The organism is Limimaricola variabilis, from assembly GCF_014195545.1.
GTDB lineage: Bacteria > Pseudomonadota > Alphaproteobacteria > Rhodobacterales > Rhodobacteraceae > Limimaricola > Limimaricola variabilis.
In genome coordinates this window covers 43,690-56,965 of record NZ_JACIBX010000015.1, presented here as the reverse complement: position 1 = coordinate 56,965, position 13,276 = coordinate 43,690, and the positions used below count along the sequence as shown (strand labels likewise).

The window sequence follows — 13,276 nt, the reverse complement described above, 5'->3', positions numbered from 1 at the left end:
GAGAAACGCGTGGATCGTCGTTCGTTCATCACCAAGGCCGGTCTCGGCGCAGGCGCGGCCGCACTGGCCGCCCCCGCCGTGGCGCAGGGCAACATCACCTGGCGCATGGTCACCACCTGGCCGAAGAACTTTCCGGGCCTCGGCGTCGGCGCCCAGCGCCTGGCCGACCGGATCACCGCCGCCTCGGGCGGCCGGCTGACGATCCAGGTCTACTCGGCCGGCGAGCTGGTGCCGCCGCTGCAGTCGCTCGACGCGGTGATCGACGGCACCGCCGAGATGTCGCATTCGGCCGCCTATTACTGGCAGAACAAGTCTTCGGCGCTGAACTTCTTCACCGGCGTGCCCTACGGCATGACCTCGACCGAGCTCGCGGGCTGGATGCGCCACATGGGCGGTCAGGAGCTGTGGGACGAGGTCTATGACCAGTTCGGCGTGAAGGGCTTCCTGTCGGGCAACACCGGCACCCAGGCAGGCGGCTGGTTCCGCGACGAGGTCACCGGCCTCGACAGCCTCAAGGGCCTGCGCTTCCGCACCCCGGGCCTCGGCGGCCGGGTCTGGGAGAAGCTCGGCGTCACTGCGACCAACATGGCCGCGGGCGAGATCTTCCAGGCGCTGCAGTCGGGCACGCTCGACGCGGCCGAGTTCGTCGGCCCCTACAACGACCTCGCGCTGGGCTTCCACCAGGTCGCCAAGAACTACTACTTCCCCTCCTTCGTGGAGCCGGGCCTCGCCACCGAGCTGGTGGTCGACAAGGCGAAGTACAGCGAGCTGCCCGAGGATCTGCAGGCGATCATCCGTGACGTGTCGCAGGCCGAGTACGACATGGTCGCCTCGGACTTCGCCGCCAACGACCCGCGCGCGCTCAACACGCTGGTGAACGAGCACGGCGTGAAGGTGCAACAGTTCCCCGAGGAAGTGCTCGAGGCCGCGGCCACCGCCTCCAAGGAAGTGCTGACCGAGCTGCGCGACAGCGGCGATGACCTGACCAAGCGCACCACCGAGAGCTTCATCGAGTCGCTCAAGCTGCTGCGCACCAAGGCGCAGACCGCGGATGCCAACTTCATCCGCGCGCGCGAGCAGTATTTCGAGATGTGATCCCGACCCCGTCGGAAAAAGAGAAAGCCCGGATCGAAAGATCCGGGCTTTTTCGTTCCGTCAGCGGCGTTGCCTTCGGTGTCACAACACCGTCGGCAACCAGGTGACGATCTGCGGGAAGAAGAACAGCGCCGCGATGCCGATCAGCTGCAGCATCACGAAGGGGATGATGCCGCGATAGATCGCCGAGGTCGGCAGGTCGTCCGGTGCCACGCCGCGCAGGTAGAACAGCGCGAAGCCGAAGGGCGGCGTCAGGAACGAGGTCTGCAGGTTCATCCCCACCAGCACGCCGAGCCAGATCGGGTCGATGTCCAGCGCCAGCAGGATCGGCGCGGTGATCGGGATCACGATGAAGATGATCTCGAAGGTGTCGAGGATGAAGCCCAGCACGAACATGATCGCCATCACCACGATCACCGCCGCGACCGCGCCGCCCGGAAGGTTCGACAAGAATTCATGCACGAGGTTGTCACCTCCCATTAACCGGAACACGATCGAAAAGACCGAGGCGCCGAACAGGATGATGAACACCATCGAAGTGATGGTCGCGGTGGCCACCACGGTTTCGTGCAGCACCCGGAACGACAGCCGCCAGCGCAGCGCCGCGAGGATGATCGCGCCGACCGCGCCGACCGAGGCCGCTTCGGTCGGCGTCGCCACGCCGCCCAGGATCGAGCCCAGCACCGCAATGATCAGCAGAAGCGGCGGCAGCAGCGCGACCAGCACCTCCTTGAACAGGCCGCGCTTCTCGTTCAGCGGCACCGGGGTCGCGGGGCAGCTCTCGGGATCGGTGACGGCCTTGAAGATGATCCACAGCGAATAGAGGCCGACCAGCATGACGCCCGGCAGCAGCGCGCCGGCGAAGAGATCGCCGACCGAGACCGGCGTAGGCGCGAAGTTGCCCTTCTCCATCTGCACCTGGCTGTTGATGCCCGACAGCATGTCGCCCATGAAGATCAGCACCGTTGAGGGCGGGATGATCTGGCCCAGCGTGCCGGAGGAGCAGATCACGCCGGTCGCGAGCTTGGGGTCGTAGCCCGCGCGCAGCATTGCCGGCAGCGAGATCAGGCCCATGGTGACGACCGTCGCCCCGACCACCCCGGTGGAGGCCGCTAGCATCGCGCCGACGATCACCACCGACAGGCCGAGCCCGCCGCGCAAGTTGCCGAACAGCTTGGACATGGTGAGCAAGAGCTGCTCGGCGATCCGCGAACGCTCCAGCATTACTCCCATGAAGATGAACAGCGGCACGGCGACCAGCACCTCGCTGGTCATGAAGCCGATATAGCGGCTCGGCAGGCTGCCGAAGTTCGAGGGGTCGAACACCCCGATCCACCAGCCAACGAGACCGAACAGCAGCGACACGCCCGCAAGCGTGAAGGCCACGGGAAAGCCCAGCATCAGGAAACCGATGATGCCGAAGAACATGAGACCCGAGAGGATCTCTCCGATGAGCACTAGATCCATGTTATTCGGCGGCCTCGGTCAGGTGGTCGGTCTTGAGGGTGTAGCGCAGGCGCTCGGGCAGCAGCCCGTCGCGCCCCGCGAGCGTCAGGATCGCGCGGCCCGCCATGGCGAGGCCCTGCAGCCCGACCAGCACCGCGAAGCCGATGATGAAGCTCTTGAGGATGAACAGCCCCGGCATGCCGCCGACATTGGCCGAGGCCTCGTGATAGCCCCAGCTGCGCTGCACGAAGGGCATCGCGTAAACGTAGACGATCACACAGAAAGGCAGCAGGAACACAAGCACGCCGATCAGGTCGATCAGCGCTTTGCGCGGGATCGATGCCGGGCGGTAGAAGATGTCGACGCGGACATGGTCGTCGCGCAACAGCGCGAAACCGGCCACGGCGGTGAACATCGCACCGTTGAGCCAGATGTAGAGGTCCTGCATCCAGACATAGCTGACCGCGAAGACGTAGCGCTGCACCACCACGGTGAAGCAGACCGCGACGATCCCCAGTGCCAGCCACGAAAAGACCTGTCCGACGATCCGGTTCAAGGCCGATATGGCGGTCACCACCGCCGCGAGCGCGCGCATCCTGTCCTCCCTCGGGTTCCCTTGCTTTGCGCGCTCTCATGACATGTCGGACGTGCATGCCGCAACGCCCGGCTTGAGCTGCGACCGGGAAAAATGCCCGGGACTTCGGCAATCGCGCGGCCGACGGCGCCGACTTTCTGCGCAGCGGCGTATTGACCTCGCGTATGCGGCATCCCCGAGCCAACCGGCAGTTGACAGTCGAACCGCCACCCGCCTAGCCTCCGAGCAAGCCGTCCGGGGGAAACGGAGACGGCGTCAAACGGGAGGAAGGCCGTGAGCTTGATCACGATAGCCGGTCCGCGCATGCAGGGCCGACGCTGATGGATGCTGTTCTCAGGGCCGAAGGGCTGACCAAGGAATTCAAGGGCTTCGTCGCGGTCAACAAGGTCGACCTCGCGGTCGAGCGCGGATCGATCCACGCGTTGATCGGGCCCAACGGGGCGGGCAAGACGACCTGCTTCAACCTGCTGACCAAGTTCCTGCAGCCGACGCGCGGGACGATCACCTATGACGGGCGCGACATCACCAAGATGGCGCCGGCGGACATCGCGCGGCTGGGCATGGTGCGCAGCTTCCAGATCTCGGCGGTGTTCCCGGATCTCAGCGTGCTGCAGAACGTCCGCGTGGCACTGCAGCGCAAGCGCGGCGACAGCTTCGACTTCTGGCGCTCGGAGCGCGGGCTGAGCCGGTACGACGACGAGGCGCGCGAGCATATCGACGCGGTGGGCCTGTCGTCCTTCACCGACACCCGCGCGGGCGAGCTGTCCTATGGGCGCAAGCGCGCGCTGGAGATCGCCACCACGCTGGCGCTCGACCCGGAGATGCTGCTGCTGGACGAGCCGATGGCTGGCATGGGTCAGGAAGATGTCGAGCGGACCTCGGCGTTGATCAAGCGGATCGCGGCGAACCGCACGATCCTGATGGTCGAGCACAACCTTAAGGTCGTCGCGGATCTATCTGACAAGATTACGGTTCTTGCCCGTGGCGAGATTCTGGCCGAAGGCGATTACGCCACCGTGTCGAAATCGCCGGATGTGATCGACGCCTATATCGGAGCCGGACATGACTGACGCCGCCGCCATGACCCACCGCCCCGCCGCGACCGGCGAGGCCCTGCTCAAGGTCGAAGGACTTCAGGGCTGGTACGGCGAAAGCCACGTGCTGCACGGCATCGACTTCGAGGTGCGCGAAGGCGAGGTGGTGACGCTGCTGGGCCGCAACGGCGCCGGCAAGACCTCGACGCTCAAGGCGATCATGGGGATCCTGTCCAAGCGCACCGGATCGGTGACCATGCGCGGCAAGGAGACCGTCGGGCTCGAGCCGCGCCACATCGCCAAGCTCGGCATCGCGCTGTGCCCCGAGGAGCGCGGCATCTTCTCCTCCCTTAATGTCGAGGAGAACCTGATGCTGCCGCCCAAGATCGCCGAGGGTGGCCTGTCGGTGGAGCGCATCTATCAGCTGTTCCCCAACCTGCTGGAGCGCAAGCGCAGCCAGGGCACCAAGCTGTCGGGGGGCGAGCAGCAGATGCTCGCCATTGCCCGCATCCTGCGCACCGGCGCCAAGCTGCTGCTGCTCGACGAGCCGACCGAGGGGCTCGCCCCGGTCATCGTCCAGCAGATCGGCGCGACGATCCGCGAGTTGAAGCAGGAGGGCTTCACCATCGTGCTGGTCGAGCAGAACTTCCGCTTCGCGGCCTCGGTCGCGGACAGGCATTACGTCGTCGATCAAGGCCGCGTGGTGGACATGATCCCCAACGCCGAACTCGACGCGAACATCGACAAGTTGCACGCCTATCTGGGCGTCTGACGTTTCAAGGCGCATGAAAAGCGCCGCTCACTGGGAGGAAAACATGAAGAAAACGGTACTCGGGGCGCTGACCGTCGCCTCCTTCGGCCTGCCCGCCATGGCCCAGGACAACATCGAGGTCACGCTCGGTGTCCTCAACGACCGCTCGGGCGTCTATGCCGACCTCTCGGGCGAAGGCTCGGTGGTGGCTGCGCGCATGGCGGTCGAGGATTTCGACGCCGCCTCCAAGGGCCTCGACGTCGAGGTGATCTCGGCTGACCACCAGAACAAGCCCGACATCGCCTCGAACATCGCTCGCCAGTGGTACGATCAGGACGGCGTCGACGCGATCCTTGACGTGCCGACCTCCTCGACCGCGCTCGCCGTGGCCGACATCACCGCGCAGGCCAACAAGGTCCTGATCGACAGCGGCGCCGGCTCCACCGCGCTCACCGGCGAACAGTGCCAGCCGACCACCATCCACTGGACCTATGACACCGCGGCGCTCGCCAAGGGCACCGGCGGCGCCGTGACCGAGCGCGGCGACACCAAGTGGTTCTTCCTCACCGCCGACTACGCCTTCGGCCACTCGCTCGAGGAAGAGACGATGAAGATCGTCGAGGAATCCGGCGGCGAGGTCGTGGGTTCGGTGCGCCACCCCTTCCCGGCCACCGACTTCTCCTCCTTCCTGCTTCAGGCGCAGGGCTCGGGCGCCGACGTGATCGGTCTCGCCAACGCAGGCGGCGACACGGTCAACGCGATCAAGCAGGCCTCGGAGTTCGGCATCACCCAGGCCGGCCAGTCGCTCGCCGCGCTGCTGATGTTCATCACCGACGTTCACGCGCTGGGCGCCGAGACGGCCCAAGGGCTGGTGCTGACCGAGGCGTTCTACTGGGATCACGACGACGACACCCGCGAATGGTCCGCCCGCTTCGAGGAGAAGTTCGGCTCCAAGCCGACCATGGTTCATGCCGGCGTCTACTCGGGCACGATGCATTACCTGCGCGCCGTCGAGGCCACCGGCTCGACCGATGGCGACGTCGTGGCGGAATGGATGAAGGCCAACTCCTTCGACGATCCGCTGTTCGGTGAAGGCTATGTCCGCAAGGACGGCCGGGTGATCCACGACATGCACCTCTACGAGGTGAAGACGCCGGACGAGTCGACCGGCGAGTGGGATCTCTACAAGCACGTCTCGACCATCCCCGGCGAGGAAGCCTTCCTGCCGATGGAAGGCTCGGGCTGCGCCTTCGCCAACGAAAGCTGATCCTGACCGGGCGCGCCTCAGGCGCGCCCATCCCCGCCCGTGCGCGGGCCAACTGACAAGAACGGGACAGGCATGTTCGACCTTCTAGGCATTCCGCCGCAGGTCCTGATGGGGCAGCTGCTGCTCGGGCTGATCAACGGCTCGTTCTACGCGGTGCTGTCGCTCGGGCTGGCGGTGATCTTCGGCCTCCTCAACATCATCAATTTCAGCCACGGCGCGCAGTACATGCTCGGCGCCTTCGTCGCCTGGATGCTGCTCGAATATCTCGGGATCAACTACTGGTGGGCGCTGATCCTCGTGCCGGTGGTGGTCGGCGCGACCGGCGTGGTGCTCGAGAAGCTGGCGCTGCGACGGCTCTACCATCTCGACCATCTCTACGGCCTGCTGTTGACCTTCGGCGTCGCGCTGATCATCCAAGGGCTGTTTCGCAACTATTACGGCATCTCGGGCCTGCCCTACCAGATTCCCTCCCAGCTCTCCGGTGGGCAGAATCTCGGCTTCATGTTCCTGCCGAACTACCGCGCCTGGGTGGTGGTCGCCTCGGTGATCGTCTGCTTCGGCACCTGGTTCGTGATCGAGAAGACCCGGCTCGGCGCCTATCTGCGCGCCGCGACCGAGAACCCGACGCTGGTCGGCGCCTTCGGCATCAACGTGCCGCTGATGATCATGCTGACCTACGGCTTTGGCGTGGCGCTGGCGGGCTTCGCGGGCGTGCTCGCGGCACCGATCTACTCGGTCAACCCGAACATGGGCGCGGATCTCATCATCGTCGTCTTCGCGGTCGTGGTGATCGGCGGCATGGGCTCGATCATGGGCGCCATCGTCACCGGCTTCGGCCTGGGCGTGGTCGAAGGCCTGACCAAGGTGTTCTACCCGGCCGGTTCGGCGGTGGTGATCTTCGTGATCATGGCGATCGTGCTGATGATCAAGCCCGAGGGCCTGTTCGGGAGGAACGCGTGATGAGCGTGAGCGACATCCAGGCCACCGAGAACGAGCGTCGCCCGGCGACGGTTGGCATGTCCAAGCTGCACATGGCGATCTTCGCGGTGCTGTTCATCGTGCTCGCCGTGCTGCCGATGCTGGTCTACCCGGTCTTCGCGATGAAGGTGATGTGCTTCGCCCTCTTCGCGGCGGCCTTCAACCTGCTCTTGGGCTTCGGTGGGCTTTTGTCCTTCGGCCACGCCGCCTATTTCGGCGGCGCGAGCTACGTTGCGGCCCATGCCTCCAAGGTCTGGGGCTGGACGCCCGAGGCCTCGATCCTGGTGGGTACGGCAGCCGCCGCGCTGCTCGGTCTCGCGATCGGCGCGTTGGCGATCCGGCGGCAGGGCATCTATTTCGCCATGGTCACGCTGGCCTTCGCGCAGATGGTCTACTTCTTCGCACTGCAGGCCGAGTTCACCGGCGGCGAGGACGGCATCCAGTCGGTACCGCGCGGCGAGCTGTTCGGCCTGTTTCCGGTCAACAGCAACGAGGCGCTCTACTACCTCGTGCTGGCCGTGACCTTCGGCGGCATCCTGTTCCTCTACCGGATCGTGCACTCGCCCTTCGGGCAGGTGCTCAAGGCGATCCGCGAGAACGAGCCGCGCGCGATCTCACTGGGCTACCGGGTCAACCGCTACAAGCTTCTGGTCTTCATGCTCTCCGCCGGCTTTGCCGGGCTCGCCGGGGCGACCAAGAGTCAGGTGTTCCAGCTTGCCTCGCTGACCGACGTGCACTGGTCGATGTCGGGCGAGGTGGTGCTGATGACGCTTCTGGGCGGTGTCGGCACGATCTTCGGCCCGCTGATGGGGGCGACCATCGTGGTGACGATGCAGAACTACCTCGCCTCGATGGGCGCCTGGGTCACGGTGATCCAGGGCGTGATCTTCGTGCTCGGCGTGCTGCTGTTCCGCGAAGGCGTGGTCGGCGTGATCTCGCGCTGGATCAAGCGGCCGCTCTGAGACCGCTTCCAGGACAATGAAGGACCCGGGGCCTAGCCCCGGGTCCTTTGCGTTTCAGGACCGCTCAGCCGAAGCGCCGCCCGGCGTCGAGCGCCAGGCCGGTCCCGACCGAGCCCAGCATGTCGCCCGTGGCGATCCGTGCCTCCGGCAGTAGCGTCTGAACCAGGCCCCGCAGCACCGGCAGGCGCGACGAACCCCCGGTCATGAACACGGTGCCGATCGCCGACGCGCCGACCCCGGCCTGCGCCAGCACGGTCTCGATCCGCGCCCCGATCCGCGCCAGCGGCGCCGCGATCGCCACCTCGAAGGCCTCGCGCGTAACCACCGGGTTCGGACCGCCGACCAGTGGCTTGAGTTCCAGTCGCGCTGCCTCGGCCTCGGAAAGCGCGACCTTGACCCCTTCCACCGCCATCGCGATGGCGTGGCCGCGCCGATTCTCGACCGCGCGCAGCATTCGTTCCACGCGCTCGGGCGCGTCCGCCTCGCGCAGCAGTGCCTTCAGGTCCGACAGGGCCCGGGCCGCATAAAGCCGGTTGATGCGATGCCAGGTGGCGAAATCGACGTAGTAATGGCGCGGCATCTCGCCCTTGCCGCCCCGGATCGGGCTCCCGAGGCCCAAGTGCGGCATCGCCGCCGCGAGGCTCAGCAGCCGGTCGAGATCGGTGCCGCCGACGCGGATGCCGTCATTGGCGAGGATGTCGTCGGCGCGATCGGGACGGGCCCGGCGACCGGGGCCGACCCGCACCACCGAGAAGTCCGAAGTGCCGCCGCCGATATCGACGATGAGCACCAGCTCCTCTTCCGAGATGCCGCTCTCGTAATGCAGCGCGGCGGCGATCGGCTCGTACTGGAAGCCGACCTCGGCGAAACCCGCGCCGCGCGCGATCTCTTCCAGCGCGCCTTGGGCTGCGCGGTCACCCTCCGGGTCATCGTCGACGAAATGCACCGGACGGCCCAGCACCGCCCGCTCGATCCCCGGCGCGACCGCGTCGAGCCGCGCGCGCAGATGCCCGAAATAGCGCCCCAGGATTTCGACGAAGCTGACCGACCGGCGACCGATGGCGGTGCGCTCTGTGATCAACGACGATCCCAACGTGCTCTTGAGCCCGCGCAGCAGCCGCCCGTCCTCGCCCTCGGCATAGGCCGCGATCGCGGCGCGGCCGAAGATCGGCGCCGGGTCGTCCACCTCCCAGAACACTGCGCTGGGAAGCGTCGCCTCCTCGCCTTCGAGCGCGATCAGTTGCGCGCCATCCGGGCGGCCGAGCCCCAGCGTGGAGTTGGAGGTGCCGAAATCGATGCCGCAGGCGGTGGGGGTCATGCATGCGCTCCGTGCTGAACGGCCCTCGCGGGCCAAACCGAGCGGACCGGTCTAGCCCCGCGTGAGCGCCGAGGGAAGCCCCTCAGCCCGCAGGATCGGCGCGGCGCAGCGGCGCGGGCGGTTGCGGCGCCTTGGGCAGCGTCACGTTAATGCCCGCCTCGCCCAGCATGCGGTAGATCTCGGCAAAGCTCTCATCGGCGCCCATCGCCTCGCCCTTGCGCTGGCTGAGAAAGACATCGGCGGGACGGGCGAAGCGGATCGCGGCATCGACCTCCTCGTCGGAGCCGTCCTTGTAGGCGCCGATGCGGATCAGCTCCTCCATGTCGGCATGGCGCGCAAGGCTGCGGCGGGCGGCCTGCAACACCGCGTATTCGGCCGACGAATGGCAGCCGGGCAGCATCCGCGAGATGCTCTTCTGGATGTTGACGGCCGGAAAGCGGCCCTGCTCGGCGATCGCGCGGTCGAGCACGACGTGGCCGTCGAGCACGCCGCGCACCGCGTCGGCCACGGGCTCGTTCATGTCGTCGCCATCGACCAGCACGGTATAGAGCCCGGTGATGTCGCCCTGCCCCGCGGCGCCGGGGCCGGAGCGTTCCAGAAGCTGCGGCAGCTCGGCAAAGACGGTGGGCGGATAGCCCTTGGCGGTCGGCGGCTCCCCCGCCGCCAGCCCGATCTCGCGCTGCGCCATGGCAAAGCGGGTGACGCTGTCGAGAAGCAGGAGCACCTCGAGCCCCTGGTCGCGGAAATGCTCGGCCACGGCGGTGGCGGTCCAGGCCGCCTGGCGGCGCATCAGCGGCGGCTCGTCCCCGGTGGAGACCACCATGACGGTGCGGGCCATGCCCTGCTCGCCCAGATCCTCCTGGATGAAGTCCTGCACCTCCCGGCCACGCTCGCCCACCAGCCCGACGACGATCACGTCGGCCTTGGCGCCGCGCGCCAGCATCGCCATCAGGGTCGACTTGCCGACGCCCGAACCGGCGAAGACGCCCATGCGTTGGCCGCGGCAGAGCGGCACGAAGACGTCGAGCGCCTTGATCCCGGTATCGAGCCGGGCACCGACCCGGCGCCGCGCGAAGGCCGAGGGCGGGCTGGCGCGGACCGGGCGCGGGCGCTCGCCCTCGACCAGCAGGCCGCGCCCGTCGAGCGGCGCGCCCAGCGCGTCGACCACCCGCCCGATCCACGAGGCGTCGGGCCGCACCAGGTCGCCGCGCGGGCTGTGCTCCACCCGGTCGCCCACCACCACGCCGGCCCAGGAGCCGAAGGGCAGAAGATGCGTGCCGCGCGCGTCGATGCCGACCACCTCGCCGAGAACCGGGCCGCGCGCGCCATGCACGGTGCAACGCCCGCCGATGCCGACCGCGCGTTCGAGGCCGCTCACCGTCAGCGACAGGCCCAGAACGGCACGCACCTCGCCGGTGATGCTCGCCTCGGGGGCGTTGCGCGCAAGTGACGTCAGCTCGGAAAAGGCGGTCTGCATGAAGCTCATCCCGTAGTCATGACAATTTATACATGCTATTCATGGCTCGTCCAAAAGGAAAAGCTTATGCTCGACGGCATGTCCTTCTTTGCTCTTGCTTCCAAGCGGCTCGACTGGCTTGCGGCGCGGCAGAAGGTGATTTCCGAGAACATCGCCAATGCCAACACGCCGCAATACCGTGCGCGCGAAGTGGCAGGGTTCGAGACGGTGATGGCCGGCGCCCGCTCAGGCGGCGTGGCCACGACTGATCCGCGCCACATCACCTCGACCGGGGGATCGCAGGGCGGCCCGCGGGTGATGGATGACCCCGCCGCATGGGAGCGCAGCTTCGACGGCAACACCGTCGTGCTCGAACAGCAGACCGTGAAGGCCGCCGAGGTCAGCGAAAGCTACCGCCTCGCGACGCAGCTCTACCGCAAGGGCCACGAATTGCTGACCATGTCGGCAACCGGCCTGCGCTGAGTAAGGAGTAACAGATGGACCCGCTTTCCTCGATCAGCGCCATTGCCGCCAGCGGCATGCGGGCGCAGGGCGAACGCCTCAAGATCGTCTCCGAGAACGTCGCCAACGCGGATTCGACCGGCAACGCGCCCGGTGCCGATCCCTATCGCCGCAAGACGCTGGCCTTCGAGGAGATGCTCGACCGCGAACTGGGTGCGTCGATGGTGCGGGTCGAGAAGATCGGCCGCGACGACAGCCCGTTCACGCTCGTACACGACCCCGCCCACCCGGCGGCCGACGCGCGAGGCATGGTCAAGATGCCGAACGTCAACCCGATCCTCGAGATGAGCAACATGCGCGAGGCGTCGCGCAGCTACGAGGCGAACATGAACATGTTCGAAGCGGGTCGGAAGATGCGCAACCAGATGATCGACCTCCTGCGATAGGGCTGACTGACCGATGACCGAGTTTTCCTCGATCCTCTCCACCTCCAACATCCGTGGCGCCTACAAGTCGTCGCAGGAGCTGACGACCTCCCCCGTCGCGCCGGAGCCGCAAGGCACGGGCGAAAGCTTCGCCGACGTGCTGCGCAACGCCGCGCAGTCGACGGTCGAGACCACGCGCCAGGCCGAGGCCGTCGCGCAGCAGGGCCTGACCGGCAAGGTCGGCGCGCAGCAGGTGGTCGAAGCGACGCTCGAGCTAGAGAGCACCGTCAAGGTGATGATCTCGATGCGCGACAAGGTGGTCGAGGCCTACCAGGAAATCATACGGATGCCGATCTGATCGCGCTGGCGATCGGGCGGCGCGAGGGGCCCCGGCGATGACCGAGAGCGACACCTACGACATCCTGTCGGACACCATCCTCGCGGTGCTGATCGGCTCCGGCCCGATTCTGGCGCTGGCGCTCGGCGTCGGCCTTGCCATCGCCTTCTTTCAGGCGCTGACCCAGATCCAGGAAATGACGCTGACCTTCGTGCCCAAGATCGTGGCGATCTTCCTCGGGCTGCTGGCGGCGACCCCCTTCATCTACGCCACGCTGACCCGGCTGTCGGACCGGGTGTTCGACCTGATCGCGAGCGGCGGCGCGTGAGGCGGCTTGGCCTCGCCTTGGCGCTGGTGGCGGCGCTCGCCCCCCGGCCCGGCCTCGCCGGCTGGGGCGATTTCTATCGCGGCAGCGAGGCGCTGAACGCGGGTCGCGAGACGATCTCAGCGGCCGGCGCGCCGGTGGCGGGCGCGCCGCTCGAGCGCGGCGTTTGCGTCGCCGAGATCCTGCGCGCCCAGCTGCGCCATCGCATTCCCGGCAACCTGCTTCTGGCGATCGGTATTCAGGAGGCCGGTGTGACGCGCGGCGGCCACCTGACGATCTGGCCTTGGGCGGTCAACGCCGCCGGCGAAGGCCGGCTGTTCGACAACCGCGATCAGGCGCTCGCCTGGATCGCCGCCCGCCGCGCCGCCGGAATCGACAGCATCGATGTCGGCTGCATGCAGATCAATCTGCGCTGGCACCCCGACGCCTTCGACGGCGTCGCACAGGGCTTCGATCCGGCCCGCAACGTCGAATACGCCGCCCGCTTCCTCCGCGGACTTTATGAGGAGTTCGGCGACTGGACCGCCGCCGCCGGTGCGTATCATTCGCGCACCCCCGAGGCGCAGAAGGTCTATCTCGCGGCGCTGCGCGGCAATATCGAGGTCGCTAACGAGCGCATCGCCGGCTTCAGGGACGTGGCCGCGCCGGGCATGCGGAGCGCGGCACCGGCTTCCACTCCTGGCGCCCCAGTGGCCCCTGCCGCCGCGCCCGGCGCGATCCGACGCGGCTGGTCGGTCGGTGGCGGCGATGGCGCCCGCTTCGGCATCTACTCGGACGCGCCGCTCCGACCGATGATCGGTCGCGCGGCGCCGTCGTCGTGAGCCG

Annotated in this window: 15 protein-coding genes; 11 read left to right on the top strand and 4 right to left on the bottom strand. The window is 67.4% G+C overall.

Annotated features, from left to right (window positions below):
- Positions 1-9: 9 nt before the first annotated feature.
- Positions 10-1,095 carry a TRAP transporter substrate-binding protein gene (locus FHS00_RS15410; protein ID WP_183474983.1) on the top strand — a complete coding sequence of 362 codons (1,086 nt, stop codon included), beginning with the start codon at positions 10-12 and terminating at the stop codon, positions 1,093-1,095.
- An 81-nt stretch (positions 1,096-1,176) separates the two neighbouring features.
- Here FHS00_RS15410 and FHS00_RS15405 read toward each other — a convergent pair whose 3' ends face one another.
- Both FHS00_RS15405 and FHS00_RS15400 read right to left on the bottom strand, forming a co-directional pair.
- A complete protein-coding gene (locus FHS00_RS15405; protein ID WP_183474982.1) occupies positions 1,177-2,562 on the bottom strand; it encodes a TRAP transporter large permease in 1,386 nt (461 codons plus the stop codon).
- A 1-nt stretch (position 2,563) separates the two neighbouring features.
- A complete protein-coding gene (locus FHS00_RS15400; RefSeq protein WP_183474981.1) occupies positions 2,564-3,136 on the bottom strand; it encodes a TRAP transporter small permease subunit in 573 nt (190 codons plus the stop codon).
- A gap of 320 nt (positions 3,137-3,456) precedes the next feature.
- Here FHS00_RS15400 and FHS00_RS15395 point away from each other — a divergent pair, with 320 nt between their 5' ends.
- The 5 genes from FHS00_RS15395 to FHS00_RS15375 all read left to right on the top strand — a co-directional run bounded on the left by FHS00_RS15395 (position 3,457) and on the right by FHS00_RS15375 (position 8,128).
- Positions 3,457-4,206 carry an ABC transporter ATP-binding protein gene (locus FHS00_RS15395; protein ID WP_183474980.1) on the top strand — a complete coding sequence of 250 codons (750 nt, stop codon included), beginning with the start codon at positions 3,457-3,459 and terminating at the stop codon, positions 4,204-4,206.
- Positions 4,199-4,942 carry an ABC transporter ATP-binding protein gene (locus FHS00_RS15390; protein WP_183474979.1) on the top strand — a complete coding sequence of 248 codons (744 nt, stop codon included), beginning with the start codon at positions 4,199-4,201 and terminating at the stop codon, positions 4,940-4,942. The genes FHS00_RS15395 and FHS00_RS15390 overlap by 8 nt, the downstream gene beginning before the upstream one ends.
- A 43-nt stretch (positions 4,943-4,985) precedes the next feature.
- A complete protein-coding gene (locus FHS00_RS15385; RefSeq protein WP_183474978.1) occupies positions 4,986-6,188 on the top strand; it encodes an ABC transporter substrate-binding protein in 1,203 nt (400 codons plus the stop codon).
- 72 nt (positions 6,189-6,260) lie between these two features.
- The gene (locus FHS00_RS15380; protein ID WP_183474977.1) at positions 6,261-7,148 is read left to right on the top strand and encodes a branched-chain amino acid ABC transporter permease; all 888 of its coding nucleotides are present in this window, start codon (positions 6,261-6,263) and stop codon (positions 7,146-7,148) included.
- Positions 7,148-8,128, top strand: a complete 981-nt coding sequence (locus FHS00_RS15375; RefSeq protein WP_183474976.1) for a branched-chain amino acid ABC transporter permease — start codon at positions 7,148-7,150, stop codon at positions 8,126-8,128. The genes FHS00_RS15380 and FHS00_RS15375 overlap by 1 nt, the downstream gene beginning before the upstream one ends.
- A gap of 64 nt (positions 8,129-8,192) precedes the next feature.
- On the opposite strand, the gene FHS00_RS15370 is transcribed toward FHS00_RS15375, so the two are convergent.
- Complete coding sequence (locus FHS00_RS15370) at positions 8,193-9,446, bottom strand: Hsp70 family protein (protein WP_183474975.1); 1,254 nt, start codon at positions 9,444-9,446, stop codon at positions 8,193-8,195.
- An 82-nt stretch (positions 9,447-9,528) separates the two neighbouring features.
- Complete coding sequence (fliI, locus tag FHS00_RS15365; RefSeq protein ID WP_183474995.1) at positions 9,529-10,923, bottom strand: flagellar protein export ATPase FliI; 1,395 nt, start codon at positions 10,921-10,923, stop codon at positions 9,529-9,531.
- Positions 10,924-10,989: 66 nt separating this feature from the next.
- Here fliI and flgB point away from each other — a divergent pair, with 66 nt between their 5' ends.
- The 5 genes from flgB to FHS00_RS15340 are packed head-to-tail and all read left to right on the top strand — an operon-like array spanning position 10,990 to position 13,272.
- Positions 10,990-11,385 carry a flagellar basal body rod protein FlgB gene (gene flgB, locus FHS00_RS15360; RefSeq protein WP_183474974.1) on the top strand — a complete coding sequence of 132 codons (396 nt, stop codon included), beginning with the start codon at positions 10,990-10,992 and terminating at the stop codon, positions 11,383-11,385.
- Between the two features lie 14 nt (positions 11,386-11,399).
- Entirely contained in the window at positions 11,400-11,810 is a 411-nt protein-coding gene (gene flgC, locus FHS00_RS15355; protein WP_183474973.1) for a flagellar basal body rod protein FlgC, read from the top strand.
- Between the two features lie 13 nt (positions 11,811-11,823).
- Complete coding sequence (gene fliE / locus FHS00_RS15350) at positions 11,824-12,147, top strand: flagellar hook-basal body complex protein FliE (RefSeq protein ID WP_183474972.1); 324 nt, start codon at positions 11,824-11,826, stop codon at positions 12,145-12,147.
- A gap of 37 nt (positions 12,148-12,184) precedes the next feature.
- A complete protein-coding gene (locus FHS00_RS15345) occupies positions 12,185-12,454 on the top strand; it encodes a flagellar biosynthetic protein FliQ (protein ID WP_183474971.1) in 270 nt (89 codons plus the stop codon).
- Entirely contained in the window at positions 12,451-13,272 is an 822-nt protein-coding gene (locus tag FHS00_RS15340; RefSeq protein WP_183474970.1) for a transglycosylase SLT domain-containing protein, read from the top strand. Before FHS00_RS15345 ends, FHS00_RS15340 begins: the two co-directional genes overlap by 4 nt.
- The last annotated feature ends 4 nt before the right edge of the window (positions 13,273-13,276 follow it).

Coding starts and splice junctions, on each gene's coding strand:
- FHS00_RS15405 (WP_183474982.1), bottom strand. CDS start 2,562: ATGGATCTAGTGCTCATCGGAGAGATCCTCTCGGGTCTCATGTTCTTC.
- FHS00_RS15400 (WP_183474981.1), bottom strand. CDS start 3,136: ATGCGCGCGCTCGCGGCGGTGGTGACCGCCATATCGGCCTTGAACCGG.
- FHS00_RS15395 (WP_183474980.1), top strand. CDS start 3,457: ATGGATGCTGTTCTCAGGGCCGAAGGGCTGACCAAGGAATTCAAGGGC.
- FHS00_RS15390 (WP_183474979.1), top strand. CDS start 4,199: ATGACTGACGCCGCCGCCATGACCCACCGCCCCGCCGCGACCGGCGAG.
- FHS00_RS15385 (WP_183474978.1), top strand. CDS start 4,986: ATGAAGAAAACGGTACTCGGGGCGCTGACCGTCGCCTCCTTCGGCCTG.
- FHS00_RS15380 (WP_183474977.1), top strand. CDS start 6,261: ATGTTCGACCTTCTAGGCATTCCGCCGCAGGTCCTGATGGGGCAGCTG.
- FHS00_RS15375 (WP_183474976.1), top strand. CDS start 7,148: ATGAGCGTGAGCGACATCCAGGCCACCGAGAACGAGCGTCGCCCGGCG.
- FHS00_RS15370 (WP_183474975.1), bottom strand. CDS start 9,446: ATGACCCCCACCGCCTGCGGCATCGATTTCGGCACCTCCAACTCCACG.
- fliI (WP_183474995.1), bottom strand. CDS start 10,923: ATGCAGACCGCCTTTTCCGAGCTGACGTCACTTGCGCGCAACGCCCCC.
- flgB (WP_183474974.1), top strand. CDS start 10,990: ATGCTCGACGGCATGTCCTTCTTTGCTCTTGCTTCCAAGCGGCTCGAC.
- flgC (WP_183474973.1), top strand. CDS start 11,400: ATGGACCCGCTTTCCTCGATCAGCGCCATTGCCGCCAGCGGCATGCGG.
- fliE (WP_183474972.1), top strand. CDS start 11,824: ATGACCGAGTTTTCCTCGATCCTCTCCACCTCCAACATCCGTGGCGCC.
- FHS00_RS15345 (WP_183474971.1), top strand. CDS start 12,185: ATGACCGAGAGCGACACCTACGACATCCTGTCGGACACCATCCTCGCG.